At 62.2% G+C, this 15,127-nt stretch carries 16 protein-coding genes; 5 read left to right on the top strand and 11 right to left on the bottom strand.

What is annotated here, in order from left to right; all coding sequences use genetic code 11:
* Nucleotides 1–65 precede the first annotated feature (65 nt).
* The 6 genes from QPK31_RS25140 to QPK31_RS25115 form a co-directional block, all read right to left on the bottom strand.
* On the bottom strand, nt 66–281 hold the full coding sequence (locus tag QPK31_RS25140) for a DUF2970 domain-containing protein (RefSeq protein ID WP_290425632.1): 216 nt from the start codon (nt 279–281) through the stop codon (nt 66–68).
* Nucleotides 278–832, bottom strand: coding sequence for a cytochrome c oxidase assembly protein (locus QPK31_RS25135; protein WP_290425631.1), 555 nt, complete (start codon nt 830–832; stop codon nt 278–280). Before QPK31_RS25135 ends, QPK31_RS25140 begins: the two co-directional genes overlap by 4 nt.
* A gap of 4 nt (nt 833–836) precedes the next feature.
* Nucleotides 837–953 (bottom strand): cytochrome oxidase small assembly protein, encoded by a 117-nt coding sequence (locus QPK31_RS25130; RefSeq protein WP_290425630.1) that lies wholly within the window; start codon nt 951–953, stop codon nt 837–839.
* Nucleotides 950–2,551 carry a cytochrome c oxidase subunit I gene (gene ctaD / locus QPK31_RS25125; RefSeq protein ID WP_290425629.1) on the bottom strand — a complete coding sequence of 534 codons (1,602 nt, stop codon included), beginning with the start codon at nt 2,549–2,551 and terminating at the stop codon, nt 950–952. The genes QPK31_RS25130 and ctaD overlap by 4 nt, the downstream gene beginning before the upstream one ends.
* A gap of 18 nt (nt 2,552–2,569) precedes the next feature.
* Nucleotides 2,570–3,760, bottom strand: a complete 1,191-nt coding sequence (coxB, locus tag QPK31_RS25120; protein WP_290425628.1) for a cytochrome c oxidase subunit II — start codon at nt 3,758–3,760, stop codon at nt 2,570–2,572.
* Between the two features lie 499 nt (nt 3,761–4,259).
* A complete protein-coding gene (locus QPK31_RS25115) occupies nt 4,260–5,150 on the bottom strand; it encodes a methyltransferase domain-containing protein (protein WP_290425627.1) in 891 nt (296 codons plus the stop codon).
* An 89-nt stretch (nt 5,151–5,239) separates the two neighbouring features.
* Between QPK31_RS25115 and QPK31_RS25110 the strand changes: the two genes are divergently transcribed.
* The 4 genes from QPK31_RS25110 (at nt 5,240) to QPK31_RS25095 (ending at nt 10,099) form a co-directional block, all read left to right on the top strand.
* Complete coding sequence (locus QPK31_RS25110) at nt 5,240–5,986, top strand: ComF family protein (protein WP_290425626.1); 747 nt, start codon at nt 5,240–5,242, stop codon at nt 5,984–5,986.
* A 121-nt stretch (nt 5,987–6,107) separates the two neighbouring features.
* On the top strand, nt 6,108–6,578 hold the full coding sequence (gene trmL / locus QPK31_RS25105; RefSeq protein WP_290425625.1) for a tRNA (uridine(34)/cytosine(34)/5-carboxymethylaminomethyluridine(34)-2'-O)-methyltransferase TrmL: 471 nt from the start codon (nt 6,108–6,110) through the stop codon (nt 6,576–6,578).
* 246 nt (nt 6,579–6,824) lie between these two features.
* Nucleotides 6,825–8,018, top strand: coding sequence for an ABC transporter substrate-binding protein (locus QPK31_RS25100; protein ID WP_290425624.1), 1,194 nt, complete (start codon nt 6,825–6,827; stop codon nt 8,016–8,018).
* A gap of 2 nt (nt 8,019–8,020) precedes the next feature.
* Nucleotides 8,021–10,099 carry an ATP-binding protein gene (locus QPK31_RS25095; protein ID WP_290425623.1) on the top strand — a complete coding sequence of 693 codons (2,079 nt, stop codon included), beginning with the start codon at nt 8,021–8,023 and terminating at the stop codon, nt 10,097–10,099.
* 2 nt (nt 10,100–10,101) lie between these two features.
* Here the strand turns inward: QPK31_RS25095 and QPK31_RS25090 are convergent, their stop codons facing one another.
* The 5 genes from QPK31_RS25090 to QPK31_RS25070 are packed head-to-tail and all read right to left on the bottom strand — an operon-like array spanning nt 10,102 to nt 13,918.
* On the bottom strand, nt 10,102–10,581 hold the full coding sequence (locus QPK31_RS25090) for a hypothetical protein (RefSeq protein WP_290425622.1): 480 nt from the start codon (nt 10,579–10,581) through the stop codon (nt 10,102–10,104).
* A complete protein-coding gene (locus QPK31_RS25085) occupies nt 10,575–10,985 on the bottom strand; it encodes a hypothetical protein (protein WP_290425621.1) in 411 nt (136 codons plus the stop codon). The genes QPK31_RS25090 and QPK31_RS25085 overlap by 7 nt, the downstream gene beginning before the upstream one ends.
* Nucleotides 10,982–12,229 carry an AAA family ATPase gene (locus tag QPK31_RS25080; RefSeq protein WP_290425620.1) on the bottom strand — a complete coding sequence of 416 codons (1,248 nt, stop codon included), beginning with the start codon at nt 12,227–12,229 and terminating at the stop codon, nt 10,982–10,984. Before QPK31_RS25080 ends, QPK31_RS25085 begins: the two co-directional genes overlap by 4 nt.
* A gap of 24 nt (nt 12,230–12,253) precedes the next feature.
* Nucleotides 12,254–12,727 (bottom strand): adenylyltransferase/cytidyltransferase family protein, encoded by a 474-nt coding sequence (locus QPK31_RS25075; RefSeq protein ID WP_290425619.1) that lies wholly within the window; start codon nt 12,725–12,727, stop codon nt 12,254–12,256.
* Between the two features lie 6 nt (nt 12,728–12,733).
* Nucleotides 12,734–13,918 (bottom strand): PilT/PilU family type 4a pilus ATPase, encoded by a 1,185-nt coding sequence (locus QPK31_RS25070; RefSeq protein WP_290425618.1) that lies wholly within the window; start codon nt 13,916–13,918, stop codon nt 12,734–12,736.
* A gap of 162 nt (nt 13,919–14,080) precedes the next feature.
* Here QPK31_RS25070 and QPK31_RS25065 point away from each other — a divergent pair, with 162 nt between their 5' ends.
* Entirely contained in the window at nt 14,081–15,022 is a 942-nt protein-coding gene (locus tag QPK31_RS25065) for a hydrogen peroxide-inducible genes activator (protein ID WP_290425617.1), read from the top strand.
* Nucleotides 15,023–15,127 lie beyond the last annotated feature (105 nt).

The raw sequence follows: 15,127 nt of genomic DNA, 5'->3' as shown, positions 1-15,127 counted from the left end.
CTTCATCTCCTAAATCATTCTTCTCATACGTTGAATTGCGAAGCTTGAAAAACGTGTAGTACTTGTTATTGCGATACTGCGAACTTCACCACCATAAGCAGCACCCCGATGAAGATCGCCACCCCGATCAGCGCCGCCAGAATCACGTGGAAGGGATTCAGGTTGGCCGCGTCGTGCTCGTAGTCGCGCCGTTTGCGCACCCCGAAGAAGGACCAGAACACGGCCTTCATCGACGCCCCGAAGGACGACTTGCGCGGTGGTGGCGATGGCACCTGCGTCATTTCGCCGCCACCGCCCCGGCAATTTCAAAAAAGGTGTACGACAGCGTGATGTTCTTCACTTCCTTCGGCAGCGCCGGATCGATGAAGAAGACCACCGGCATCTGGCGCGCCTCGTTCGGCTGCATCATCTGCTCGCGGAAGCAGAAGCACTCGACCTTCTTGAAGTGCGGCGTGGCCGATTGCGGCGCATAGCTCGGGATCGCCTGCGCCTTGACCGCCTTGGCCTGGGTGTTCACCACTTCATAGGTCACGGTCGCCAGCTCGCCCGGATGCACCTGGATGCTGCGCTGGGTCGGGCGGAAGCGCCACGGTCCCTGGGCATTGCCGTCGAGCTCGATGGTGACGGTGCGCGTCAGGTCCACCTGGGTGTTCGCCGGGCGCTCGACCGTGCCGTCCTTCTGGGTCAGCACGTTCACGCCCAGCACTTCGCAGATCTGGCGGTACACCGGAATCAAGGCGTAGCCGAAGCCGAACATCACCACTGCCACCACCACCAGTTTCTTGAAGGTGGAGCGGTTCAGGCGCAGGCGCGTGCTCTGGTCGTAGGCCATCGTGTTACAGCCAGAGCCGCTTGAGGATCACCGAGGCGAAGAAGAACAAGGCGATCGCCCCCAGGATCAAGGCGATCCGCAAATTGCCCTTGTGCGGTGGCTTGCGCTGCGCGTTCATCATTTCACCAGCGGCGGGTTTTCGAAGGTGTGGAACGGCGCCGGGCTCGGCACGGTCCACTCCAGGCCTTCCGCGCCTTCCCATGGCTTGGCTTCCGCCTTGGCGCCGCCGCGGATGGTCGGCAGCACGACGGCGAACAGGAAGTAGACCTGCGACAGGCCGAAGCCGAAGGCGCCGATCGAGACGATCATGTTGAAGTCGGTGAACTGGGTCGCGTAGTCGGCATAGCGGCGCGGCATGCCGGCCAGGCCCAGGAAGTGCATCGGGAAGAAGGTGATATTGAAGGTGACCAGCGACAGCCAGAAGTGCCACTTGCCGCGGCCTTCCGGATACATGTGGCCGGTCCACTTCGGCGCCCAGTAATAGAAGCCGGCGAACAGCGCGAACAGCGAGCCGGCCACCAGCACGTAGTGGAAGTGGGCGACGACGTAATAGGTGTCGTGCACCTGGATGTCGATCGGGGTCACCGCCAGGATCAGGCCGGTGAAGCCGCCCATGGTGAACACGAAGATGAAGCCGACCGCGAACAGCATCGGCGTCTCGAAGGTCATCGAACCGCGCCACATGGTGGCGACCCAGTTGAACACCTTCACGCCGGTCGGCACCGCGATCAGCATGGTGGCGTACATGAAGAACAGCTGCGAGGTCACCGGCATGCCGGTGGTGAACATGTGGTGGGCCCAGACGATGAACGACAGCACCGCGATCGAGGCCGTGGCGTACACCATCGAGGCGTAGCCGAACAGCGGCTTGCGCGCGAAGGCCGGGATGATCTGCGACACGATGCCGAAGGCCGGCAGGATCATGATGTAGACCTCGGGGTGGCCGAAGAACCAGAAGATGTGCTGGTACATCACCGGGTCGCCGCCGCCGGCCGCGTTGAAGAAGGAGGTGCCGAAGTGGCGGTCGGTCAGGGTCATGGTGATCGCCCCTGCCAGCACCGGCATCACGGCGATCAGCAGGAAGGCGGTGATCAGCCAGGTCCAGCAGAACATCGGCATCTTCATGAGCGTCATGCCGGGCGCGCGCATGTTGAGGATGGTGACGATGATGTTGATCGAGCCCATGATCGACGAGGCGCCCATGATGTGCATGGCAAAGATCGCCATGTCCATGCCCGGCCCCATTTGCGTGGACAGCGGCGCATACAGGGTCCAGCCCGCCGCGGTGGCGCCGCCCGGCGCCAGGAAGGAACCGGCCAGCAGGATCGCGGCCGGCGGCAGCAGCCAGAACGAGAAGTTGTTCATGCGCGCAAACGCCATGTCCGATGCCCCCACCTGCAGCGGGATCATCCAGTTGGCGAAGCCGACAAAGGCCGGCATGATCGCGCCGAACACCATCACCAGGCCGTGCATGGTGGTCAGCTGGTTGAAGAACTCGGGGCGGAAGAACTGCAGGCCGGGCTGGAACAGCTCGGTGCGAATCATCAGCGCCAGCACGCCGCCCGAGAGCAGCATGATGAACGAGAACCAGAGATAGAGCGTGCCGATGTCCTTGTGGTTGGTGGCGAACAGCCAGCGCCGCAACCCATGCGGGTGGTCGTGGGCGTGGTCATGGCCGTGGTGGTCGTCGTGGACGTGGTCGAGAGTGCTGGTAGTCATGTCAGTATCCTGGGAAACTTATTGCTTGCTACGTGCAGCCAGAACCTCGGCCGGTTGAACGATGTTTTCCGCGGCCTTGTTCGACCAGGTATTACGGGTATAAGTGATGACGGCGGCGATGTCGGAGTCCGACAGCTGCGGCCATGGCGGCATCGGCGACGGATAGGCCGGAGTGTCCTGGCCATGCAGCAGCACGTCGATCTGGTGCGCCTTGGCGCCGTTCACGACAGCCGAACCGTCGAGCGGTGCGAAGCTGTTCGGCAAGCCCTTGCCGTTGGGCTGGTGGCAGACGGCGCAGTTGGCGGCGTACACGGCGGCACCCTTGGTGGTCAGTTCGTCGATGGTCCAGACCTTGGTCGGATCGTCGGCCAGCGCGGCCATGCGCTTTTTCTCGCCGGCGACCCAGTTAGTGTACTCCTCGGCACTGACGACCCGCACGACGATCGGCATGAAGGCGTGGTCCTTGCCGCACAGCTCGACGCAGTTGCCGCGGTAGACGCCGACCTTGTCGGCCTTGAACCAGCCGTCGCGCACGAAGCCCGGAATCGCATCCTGCTTGATGGCGAAGGCTGGGATGGTCCAGGCGTGGATCACGTCGTTGGCGGTGAAGACCATGCGGATCTTCTTGCCGACCGGGACCACCATTTCGTTGTCGACTTCGAGCAGGTAGTTCTCGCCGCGCTTTTCGGTGGGGGCGACGCCCGGCTCGCCGATCTGGCTGCGCGGGGTGGCCAGGTTCGACAGGAAGCTGATGCCCTCGCCTTCGCCGTTCAGGTAATCGTAGCCCCATTTCCACTGCATGCCGGTGGCCTTGATGGTGATGTCGGCGTTCGAGGTGTCCTTCAGGGCGATCACGGTCTTGGTGGCGGGCAGGGCCATGCCGATGACGATCAGGAAGGGAACGATGGTCCAGGCGATTTCGACGGTGGTCGATTCGTGGAAGGTGGCGGGTTTGTGGCCGAGGGCTTTGCGGTGCTTGAACACCGAATAGAACATGACGCCGAAAACGCCGATGAAGATGACCAGGCAGACGATCATCATCCAGTTGTGCAAGCTGTAGATATCTGCACCGACACCAGTCACGGGCGTTTGCATGTTCAACTGGTGTTCCACCGGCCGCCCCGTGATCTCGGGCGCCGCCAGTGCCGGGATGCTGGCCGATACGGCGAGGCCGAACATCAAGGCGTGAAGTCGCTTTGCATATGTCATGAATTGTCCCCAACCACCCAAAATAAGAATATTTTTAAACGGTCAGCAATTCCATGAACGAACCGCCGCCGCTCCGAAACCTTGCGCAGCAAGTGGCTCCCGGACGGCACGCGGCATGTGGACGCGCTACATACGATAACCGTACCGCGACCACCAGCAAAGCAAAACACACTGTGGGGCGCGGGACTTGCTGATGCTGCTTTTTATTGTTCTATTTTCAGCGCCTTTCTGCCTCATTTTTCAGCGAATACGGGGCTTGGAGCGAAAAAATAGTTATTGATTATACTCAAATCGCTAATTTTTATTCAAGGAAAATCCTTGCCATGCTGAATGCATGTGATGCGTGTGAGCATCATGCTGTGCCGCAAGTCCGCAGCCTCAACCGTACGGTGGGCACGCTGTGCCCACGCGGAACGCACCGCCGTGTTACCGCCTTTTCCACCACGCACGCCGCATCACGCCGGCATCATTAAAAGCGTCCCGCTAACGCCTGCATCGATCACGTCTTCCTCGGCCTGAACTGCACAATCGCCTCCCCCGCCGCCGTGGTCTTCGGCACCGGCCTGAACGCATGCCCATAAATCACCTCGAAGCTCAGCGGAATCTTCCCATCCGCCCCGCGCTGCGCCTCCAGCGCCGCCACCATCCCCCCCCACGCCTTCCGTCCGATCAGCCCGCGCCGCCTGGTCGCCAGCGGATTCCCGCCGATCGCCCGCACATCCGCCAGCAGCGCCTCGACCGAGCCATAAGTCACCGTGATGCGCTCCACATCCATCACCGGCGTCGAGAACCCCGCCTCGACCAGCTGGTCGCCGAAGTCGTGCATGTCGACGAACGGCAGCGTATGCGGCGTCTCGTCGATGGCCGCAAACGCCGCCCGCAATTCCTTGAAGGTATCCGGCCCGAAGTTCGAAAACATCAGCAGTCCATCGACGCGCAGCACGCGGCGCCACTCGGCGAACACGCGGTCCGGCTGGGGATGCCAGTGCAGCGCCAGGTTCGACCACACCAGGTCGAGCGAGTTCGGGCCGAAGGGCAAGGTGCCGAAGTCGCCGCAAACGAGGTCGATGCCGGTCTTGGCCGGCATCAAGCGGCTGAGCATGGAGCCGAGCGAACGCGGCGCCGGCGCGGGCGTGGCGGCCTGCGCCAGCATGCCTGGCGCGGCATCGAGTCCGACGATGTGGGCGGCCGGGTAGGTCTTTTGCAGCACGCCCAGGTCCGGCCCCGTGCCGCAGCCGGCGTCGAGCACACGCTGCGGCACGATCTTCACCAGCGACAGGCGCTCGTGCATGCGGCCGGCGATCTCGCGGCGCAGGAAGTCGGCCGGCGCGACGCTGGCCGGATCGGCAAACAGCGCACGCACGCGCGCCTGGTCGATCGGCGCGCTCATTTTCGACGGGGATTGGGGAGAGGCCATGATGTTGTTGCGTTCAAATGAGATAATGGCGGGAGTGTACATGTTTGTAGGAATATGATCCGATGACCGGGCGCCTGCGACTGTGGAGTTACCGCTGGCCGCGCGCCCTGGTCGACGCGCTGCTGCCCTGCTCCTGCGCGCTGTGCGGAGAAAGCGCCGCCGCGGTCGTCTGCCTGCCCTGCCGCGACCGCTACGCCGTGTCCAATGCCGTGCGCTGCCCCTGCTGCGCGAATCCGCTCGGCGCCCCTGAACACGCCGGCCAGCGCTGCGCCGGCTGCATCGCCGAAGCGCCGCAGTTCGACGCCACGGTGGCCGCCGCCGACTACGCCGCACCACTCGACGCCCTGGTGCTGCGCCTGAAGTTCGGCGCCCAGCTGCCGCTCGCGCCCTGGTTTGCCGGGCGCATGGTCGACGCCGTGCTGGCCCGGCCCGGCTGGCCGCTGCCCGACCTGCTGTGCCCGGTGCCGCTGGGACCGCGCCGCCTGGTCGAGCGCGGTTTCAACCAGGCGCTGGAAATTGCCCGGCCGCTGGCGCCGGCGCTCGGCGTGCCACTACAGCCGCGCCTGCTGGTGCGGGCCATCGATACGGCGGCCCAGTCCGGCGTCGCGCCGAGCGAACGCGCGGGCAACATCCGCGGCGCCTTCGAGGTGGCCGACGCTGCGCTGGGACTGATACACGGCCGCCATGTCGGCGTCGTCGACGACGTCATGACCAGCGGCCACACATTGAATGAAATCGCGGCCACGCTGAAGCGGGCCGGCGCGGCGCGCGTGTCGAACCTGGTATTCGCCCGCACCCCGCCCCACTAATCGCGCCTGGCAACACTTCCAGGGCTGCGTTGCATCGTCTCGCCGTACAGCTGTACTGTCTTCGACGCTACGCCTTGCCCTGGAGCTTATGCCAGACGCTCTCATTTGTAAGGAGAAGCACTTGTTCCACGTCGTCCTGGTCGAACCCGAAATCCCGCCGAATACCGGCAACGTCATCCGCCTGTGCGCCAACACCGGCGTGCAACTGCACCTGGTCGAGCCGCTCGGCTTCCCGCTCGACGACGCCAAGATGCGCCGCGCCGGCCTGGATTACCACGACTACGCGACCATGAAGGTGCACAAGAACTGGGACGCCTTCCTGGCCGACACCCAGCCCGACCCGGCGCGCATGTTCGCCATGACCACCCACGGGTCCTCGCCCTTCGCGCAGGTAGCCTTCCAGCCGGGCGACGTGTTCGTGTTCGGCGCCGAGTCGCGCGGCCTCGACCCGGCCCTGCGCGAAAGCTTCCCGCCCGCCCAGCGCATCCGCCTGCCGATGATGCCGGACAACCGCAGCCTGAATTTGTCGAACACGGTGGCGGTGGTGGTGTACGAAGCCTGGCGCCAGAACGGCTACGCCGGCGGCGCCTGAATCAACAAAAAAACAACGGGGGTCAGGTCTGACATCGAGACACGAACTCTGCCGTGGCATGCGGACTTTGTAACGACGCCGGCTCTCCAGGACCGTATCCGGCGCCTTACAGCCGAGGCCGTGTCCGAATGTCAGACCTGACCCCAGTTGTTTTAAAGTTATCGTTTTTGGCTGGCTGGGCCAGCCGTGGCGGGGTGCCAGATATTTACCGTTTACAATATCGCACCTCTTTTTCCCGCCTCCGCCATGCCGAACCCGATTGCCTCCCGCTTGAGTCACGCCTTCGCCGGCATACTGCTGGCCTTGCTGGCCATCGGCGCCTGCGCCGCACCCGCTCCGGTGCGCATTGGCCTGGACGCCGAATTCGGCCTCGATAACAGCACCTCGGCCCAGGCCGTGGAACTGGGCCTGCGCAGCGCCATCGGCGAGATCAACCGTGCCGGCGGCGTGCTCGGCGGGCGGCCGATCGAGCTGGTGAACAAGGACCACCGTTCCCTCCCCGCGCGCGGCATCCGGAATATCGAGGAATTCGCGCGCATGCCGGACCTGGTGGCTGTCTTCGGCGGCAGGTTCAGCCCGGTGATCATCGAGGAACTGCCGACCCTGAAGTCCACCCGCACCCTGTTCATGGCGGCCTGGTCGTCGGCCGACATGATCGTCGACAACGGCATGCAGCCGAACTACGTCTACCGCCTGTCCTTGCGCGACAGCCTGGCCATGCCGAAGATGCTGGACACGGCGCGCAAGCGCGGCCTGCGCAACGTGGGACTGCTGCTGACGAATACCTCCTGGGGCCGCAGCAACCTGGCGGCGGCCGAAAAATTTGTTGAGGCAAACAAGGACATCCGCATCGTCAAGACCGCCTGGTACAACTGGCGCGACCAGACCCTGGTGGCGCGCTACAAGGCGCTGCGCAACGCCGGCGCCCAGATCATCGTGCTGGTGGCCAATGACGACGAGGCCGCCGTGCTGGTGCGCGAAGTGGCGGCCCTGCCGCAGGCCGAGCGCATGCCCATCCTGAGCCACTGGGGCGTGACCGGCGGCGAGTTCACGCGCCAGGCTGGCCCTGCCCTGCACCAGGTCGACTTTTCCGTGATCCAGACCTTTTCCTTCTTCAACGCCGACAAGAAGCGCCTGGCGCGCTTCATGAACGCGGCGGCGGCGGTATCGACAATCCGCCGGATCGAGGAGATCGACGGCCCGGTGGGCGTGGCCCATGCCTACGACCTGATGCACATCCTGGCGAAAGCCATCGACCTGGCCGGCAGCACCGACCGCAAGAAGGTGCGCGACGCGCTGGAAAAAGTGCGCCGCCACGAAGGCCTGATCAAGACCTATTCCCCTCCCTTCACGCCGGCGCGCCACGAGGCCCTGGGCGCGCGCGAACTCCTGATCGCCCGCTACCGGAAAGACGGCGTGCTGGTCCCGACGGACGATTGACCATGTGGTCCACCTTCAAGGCCGGCAGCCTGACGCGGCGTTTCGCGATTGCCTCCGCCATCCTCACCGCGGTGGCGGTGCTGCTGGTGGCGGCCGCCTCGGTCTGGCTGGTGAACCGCCAGCACGACGCCGCCGTGACCCTGCTGCAGCAGCGCGAAACCGCCTTCCACGCGCGCACCGTCGGCAACACCCTGGCAACCCTTGCCTCGCGCATGAAGGACGTGGCCGACAGCCCCATCCTGGCCACCGGCCTGGTCGACAGCGCGGGCCGCGAAACCTATCTTGCGCCCTTCCTGAACAGCCTGCGCCAGATCAACGGCATTCCGGTCCAGGTCTTGTTCACCGATTTCGAAGGCAAGCCGATCTCGGGCAATGGCCTCGAGCGTTTCGATACCGGGCAGATGGACTGGCTGCGCAAGCGCATCGACCAGGGTGCGGAAGGCGCGGCCATTTTCGACCGTCCCGGCGGCGCGGAACTGGTCGGCGCCAACCTGCTGCGCTATTCGCGCACCAACACGCCCGAAGGCGCGCTGGTCTACAAGATCCGGCTGCAGGACCTGCGCCCGGTGTCGTCGTCCATCCTCACCTGGCAGGCGCAGCCGGGTAGCCATGCGCACGAAGTGCCGGTGCAGGCGCCGGGCGAGTTCGCCCACCTCGGCCTGATGCTGAAAGCGGATGTATCCGATGTCAGCGCGACGCTGGAGACGCCCTGGACACAATACGGCCTGATCGCTGCCATCGCCGCGCTGTTCGCTTTCGTCGTGTTCCTGCTCGGCTCGCGCCTTTCTCTGGGCCTGACGCAAGACCTGCGCAAGCTCGAACAATTTGCCGGCAAGCTGGGCGAGGAAGGCATCGGCGAGCTGCGCGCCGAACTCGCCGGCAGCAGCGAAACGATCACGCTGGCGACGTCCATCAACCGCATGCTCGACCGCCTGCACCGCCAGCAGGAACGCCTGGAGCGCGAGCACCAGCGCAAGGACGAATTCCTGGCCATGCTGGCCCACGAGCTGCGCAATCCGCTGGCGCCGATCAGCAGCGCGGCCCAGCTGCTGCGCGTGCTGTTCGGCGACGTCCCGCGCATCAAGGAAGTCAGCGGCGTGATCAGCCGCCAGGTCGCGCACATGACCCACCTGGTCGACGACTTGCTGGACGTCTCGCGCGTCACGCGCGGCCTGGTGACGATCAGCCAGGGCACCGTGGAACTGGGCGCCGTGCTGCGCGAAGCCGTCGAGCAGATCAAGCCCGTCATCGACGCGCGCAGGCACGTGCTGACGCTGGACCTGGCGTCACACCCGATGCCGGTCTGCGGCGACCGCACCCGCCTGGTCCAGGTGGCGGCCAACCTGCTGAACAACGCGGCCAAGTACACGCCCGACGGCGGCGCCCTGCACGTGTCGCTCGAACAGGATGGCGGCTTGGCAGTGCTGCGGGTGCGCGACAACGGCATCGGCATCGGCGCCGACTTGCTGCCCGTGGTCTTTGATTTGTTCACCCAGGCCCAACGCACGCCCGACCGCGCACAGGGCGGCCTCGGCCTGGGCCTGGCGCTGGTGAAGAAGCTGGTCGAGCTGCATCACGGCAGCGTGGAAGCGCAGAGCGCCGGCGCGGGCCAGGGCAGCACCTTCACCATCCGCCTGCCGCTGCTGGCGGCCTCCGAGACCGTCGCCCCGGCAGCGCCTGCCGCTGCCAGCCTCGCCGCCATCGGCGCCTTGCGCATCCTGGTGGTCGACGACAACGTCGACGCGGCGCAGACGCTGGGCATGCTGCTCGAAGCCGAAGGGCACCGGGTGACGATCGAACACTCGGCCCAGGCGGCGCTGGCGCGGGCCGGCGCGGAGCGCTTCCAGGTCATCCTGCTCGATATCGGCCTGCCCGACATGAGCGGCCATGTGCTGGCCGAAGCGATGCGCGAATTGCCGGGCTGCGCCGACTGCGCGCTGGTGGCCGTGAGCGGCTATGGCCAGGAGCAGGATCGACGGATGTCGCAGCAGGCGGGATTCGCGGCGCACCTGGTTAAGCCGGTGCCACCCGGGATGCTGGCCGATTCCATCGCACGCGTGGCTGCTCGGAATCATGGATGACATCAAGGTGACATCGAATCCAGAAGATCAGACGCGGCTTCATAGATCTGTTGCCCTTTGGCGCGATCCTTGACATAAAGCCTGTGGAACGATCTGGCACAATTGGCATGTGGCGCGTGGCTGCCCAAAGCGGACGTCAATGTCCGCTGCAAACGCTTCGTATCACCGCGATTGCCGTTCAAGGATTCCAGAACCACGTAAAGGCCAATAATGATGTTTGCACGCTCTTTGATCAGGTTTTTCCGGCCGATGACATCGTCAAGTTTGAAAAATTCGATCGTTACGAGTGCCCGATGACGGTCATGAGGCTTGGTGGAAACTGGGCGAGGCGAGACGCCAAAAAACTCGATCAGCGTCTCAGGGTCCTTGTCAAAGGACCCTATCGGATACAGAAGCAACGGCTTCTCATGCCCCATCTTCTCTGGCCGCAAACCAGCAAAGTCATAGTTACCCGCAATTGGGAAATAATCATTCTTTAACACCGAATTACAGGGTTGCAACTCGCGGCATAATTGAACAAATCATAAGCGAGACCATAGTAACCATCTGCGCCGGCAGGTACGCTGGACATCACGACGCCTGCTGCTGTCAGAGAAGAAGAGCCTGCCCAGGCAGAAATTCTGTTTTTCGGACGAAAATGTTCCACATCCTGCTCGATCTTCCCGATCTCAACCGATTCCAGTTTGCGCTCGCAAAATGCACATTTTGACTCCCCCTGCAAAGTCATGTACACGCTTTTGATCTCACTCCACATGCTTGATTTTTCGCTATACGTTTTAGCAGCGATAAATCCTGCTGTTCGATCACTAGCACGTTTTAACCATGTGGCATTTTCTTGCTTGACCAATTTCTCCAGTTCTCGTCTTGTGATTTTATAACCGATCACACTTTCTCCGTGCCATGTGCCAAGGTATTGAGAAGTTCCATTGCCGCTTCCTCATCACCACTGCGCGCTTTAATTGTTAACTTTTTTAAAACATGATCTCTTCCGGCTGCTCGAGAAGACTTGAGACCGAAGTAATCCGTTAATAGAACCTGGTCAGCATCGAGGCCATGAACAGGTTCGTTCAGTCGAACCAGTCTGCTCGCCTGATTTTTTCGATCTTCCTTCATTGAAATGATGTTCCCTAGCTCAACCGAGCCAACCAACAGAGGGCTGTGCGAAGTGACAATAAACTGAACATTCGGCAGCGCGGCAGCCAATGTCGGCAGGATCGTCATTTGCCATTTAGGATGAAGATGCAAATCGATTTCATCCACCATGACGATCCCCCGTGCTTCGGCCAAAGGGCGGTTGTTTGGTATGGTTTTATAAATGTGATAGAGCAGATCACCTATCCAGCCCAGAAACGCACGATATCCATCTGACAGTGCAGGATACGGCACTTCAAGTCCGCCCCTTTCAAACAAGTACTCTCCCCCACGCATTACTCCTGTGAACGTATAATGTCCACGCCCCATCAATCGATTGATCAATTCAACGACCTCGGCAAACCGATTACGGCGGCGTAGCTGGGGCAGCCAGCCACTCAATGGCATTAAGGCATAGCTGTCTTCAAAAAGACTCTGAATACGCTGTACGCGCGCAAAAACACGGCGCCGTCCCAGATCTTTTGCTTCTTTCAGGTCGACTCTGCGCCCAGCTCCATACCCTACAACGAACAAGGCATGTGAACTTTCACTGTATATTTCATCCCACAGCGTATTGCCAGCACCTCGCCACTCGAGAACTTCCAGATCTTTATTCGCGTGGACTTGCACATTCGAACCGAGGTGTTCTTGCGTGGACGTGCTCTCACTGGAAACCACGAAATCCGCCTCGATCTCAGCGAACGCTTCCATTCCTGATATTGTCTTATTGCCGCTATCTTCTTTGCCAGCCGGTTCGCGCCGGATCAAGCGATATGGGTAGAGACCTGACTTAGACACGACAGGTCCCAGACATGCCAACGCAATGGCTCTCAGCAATGAGGTTTTACCATATCCATTGTCACCAAGTATCAAATTCAAATTCTTGATTTTTGGCGGGCTGATACCTAATTTTTTAAAGTCTTGCCCTGGGTACGCAAAGGATATTTTACTCCGACGAAAGGAGCGAAAATTTTGAATATTGATGTGATCTAAGTACATTATTCCTCCGCTAATTAAACCGTTTTAACGGCGAATTTTCTTTACCAATTTCGTGGTTGACCGGTCATGCTCGAAGTCGATCGCCACCGCCTGCCCGCCATAGGCCAGCACCGCTTGTCCTTCCGGGATCGCGCTCATCACGTAGTCGCCGCCCTTGGCATAGATGTCGGGCCGCGCTTCCAGCACGGTTTCCAGCGCCGTGTCCTCGTCGAATTCCACCACCAGGCTCACCGACTCCAGCGCGGCCAATACCGCCAGCCGGTCGGCCAGCGTATTCAGGGGGCGGTCATCGCCTTTACCCAGGCGCTTGACCGAGGCATCCGTATTCGCGGCGACAACGAGCGAGGCGCCCAGTTCGCGCGCCTGCGCCAGGTAAGTGACATGCCCGCGGTGCAGGATGTCGAACACGCCGTTAGTAAGGACGACAGGTTTCGGCAGCGCGGCCACGCGCGCCTTCAGCTCGGCGCGCGAGCAGATCTTGGTTTCGAAATTCGGCATAAACAATCAAACAGGGTTCGCGGGATCTTCGGGTTCTTCTTCCAGCGCCATCGACAGCGTCGGCGATTTGCCGCCCTCTTCGCCCGGCTCGCGGCGGTCGCCCGAGAGCTTGATCTGCAGGCGCAGGCCATTCGCCGAGTCGGCATTGCGCAGCGCTTCGTCGTAGCTGATATAGCCCTTGTTGTAGAGCTCGTACAGCGCCTGGTCGAAGGTGCACATGCCGAGTTCGCGCGACTTCTGCATGATCTCCTTGATGCTGTGGAAGTTCCCCTTCAGGATCATCTCACTGATGGTCGGGGTATTCAGCAGGATTTCGATGGCGGCCTTGCGGCCTTTGCCATCCTCGGTGCGCACCAAACGCTGCGAGACGATGGCGCGCAAATTGGCCGACAAGTCCATCAGCAGCTGGTTGCGCCGCTCTTCCGGGAAGAAGTTGATGATGCGGTCCATGGTCTGGTTGGCGTTGTTCGCGTGCAGCGTGCCCAGGCAGAGGTGGCCGGTTTCGGCGAAGGCGATCGCGTGTTCCATGGTCTCGGTGTCGCGGATTTCGCCGATCAAAATCACATCCGGCGCCTGGCGCAGCGTGTTCTTCAGGGCGTTGTGCCAGGAGTGGGTGTCGACGCCGACTTCGCGGTGCGTCACCAGGCAGCTCTTGTTCTTGTGCACGTACTCGACCGGGTCTTCCACCGTGATGATGTGGCCGGCCGAGTTGCTGTTGCGGTAGTCGATCATCGCCGCAAGCGTGGTCGATTTACCCGACCCCGTGCCGCCGACAACCAGCACCAGGCCGCGCTTGGTCATCACAACGTCCTTCAGGACCTCGGGCAACTCGAGCTTTTCGAAGTTCGGGATTTCCGAGGCAATGGTGCGCACGACCATGCCCACGCTCTGCTGCTGCACGAACACGTTCACGCGGAAGCGGCAGACGCCAGGGAGCGAAATCGCGAAATTGCATTCCATCTCGGCCTCGAACTCGGCGCGCTGGCGCTCGTTCATCAGCGACAGTGCCAGTGCGCGCGTGACTTCGCCGGACAGGCGCTGCTGACTCATCGGCTTCATGCTGCCCTGGTGCTTCATGCTGGGCGGGAAATCGGCGGAAATGAAGAGGTCGGAGCCGCCCTGCTGGAACATGACAGTAAGCAGCTTGTGGATGTAGGCCTGGGCTTCCGCCGGGCCGAAGGGATTGGTCATGCGCGCCTTTCTGGTCTGGGCGGGGGGGGAATGTAAATACGATATCCACCCACCCGACAATTATATCGACTAAGATTACCGGTAAAATACACTTTCTCTGGCTGACTTCGCCACTTTGGCAGGATATTCATTGCAGACCTGCAAGTTGACTACCATACGCCCATGACACTTACCGAGCTGAAATATATCGTCGCCGTCGCCCGCGCCAAACACTTCGGGCACGCCGCCGAATCCTGTTTCGTTGCGCAACCCACCCTGTCGGTCGCCATCAAGAAACTAGAGGACGAGCTGGGCGTGACGCTGTTCGAGCGCGGCGGCTCCGAGGTTTCGGTGACGCCGGTCGGCGCCCAGATCGTGGCCCAGGCCGAGCGCGTGCTCGAGCAGACCGCGGCCATCAAGGAACTGGCCAAGCAGAACAAGGACCCGCTGGCCGGTCCGCTGCGCTTGGGCGTGATCTACACCATCGGACCCTACCTGCTGCCGCCGCTGGTGAAAAACCTGATCGACAATGTGCCGCAGATGCCGCTCGTGCTGCAGGAAAATTTCACGGTCAAGCTGCTGGAGCTGCTGCGCCAGGGCGAGCTCGACGCCGCCATCATGGCCCTGCCCCTGCCCGACCACGGCATGATGATGCAGACCCTGTACGACGAGCCTTTCGTGGTGGCCATGCCGCGCACGCATGCCTGGGCGCAGCGCAAGGAAATCTCGGCCGACGACCTGAAGGCCGAAACCATGCTGCTGCTCGGCAGCGGCCACTGCTTCCGCGACCAGGTGCTGGAAGTCTGCCCCGAGATGGCGCGTTTCTCGTCGCCGGGCAACGGCATGCAGCGCACCTTCGAAGGCTCGTCGCTGGAAACCATCCGCCACATGGTTGCCAGCGGCATCGGCCTGACTGTGCTGCCGCGCGCGTCGGTGCGCGACATGGAAGACCCGAACGGGATGCTCACGTTTGTGCCGTTCTCGAAGCCGGCGCCGTCGCGCCGCGTGGTGATTGTCTGGCGCAAGAGCTTTACGCGGCGTGCGGCGATCGATGCGATCGTGAATGCGGTGGCGGAATGCGATTTGCCGGGGGTGGATATGCTGGCGTTCGATAAGGCGGCGTGAACATCGATGGGCCTGCCGTTGTAGGGTGGACACCTGTGAAGTGACCCCATTTCGTTGGACAGTGAGTTACGCTGCCAAGTGCTGAGTCCTGAATTGTACAGGGCT

This window comes from Massilia sp. YIM B02769, assembly GCF_030411995.1.
Taxonomy (GTDB): Bacteria; Pseudomonadota; Gammaproteobacteria; order Burkholderiales; family Burkholderiaceae_D; genus Telluria.
The sequence above is the reverse complement of the archived record's forward strand: the minus strand, read 5'-3'. Positions and strand labels throughout refer to the sequence as shown.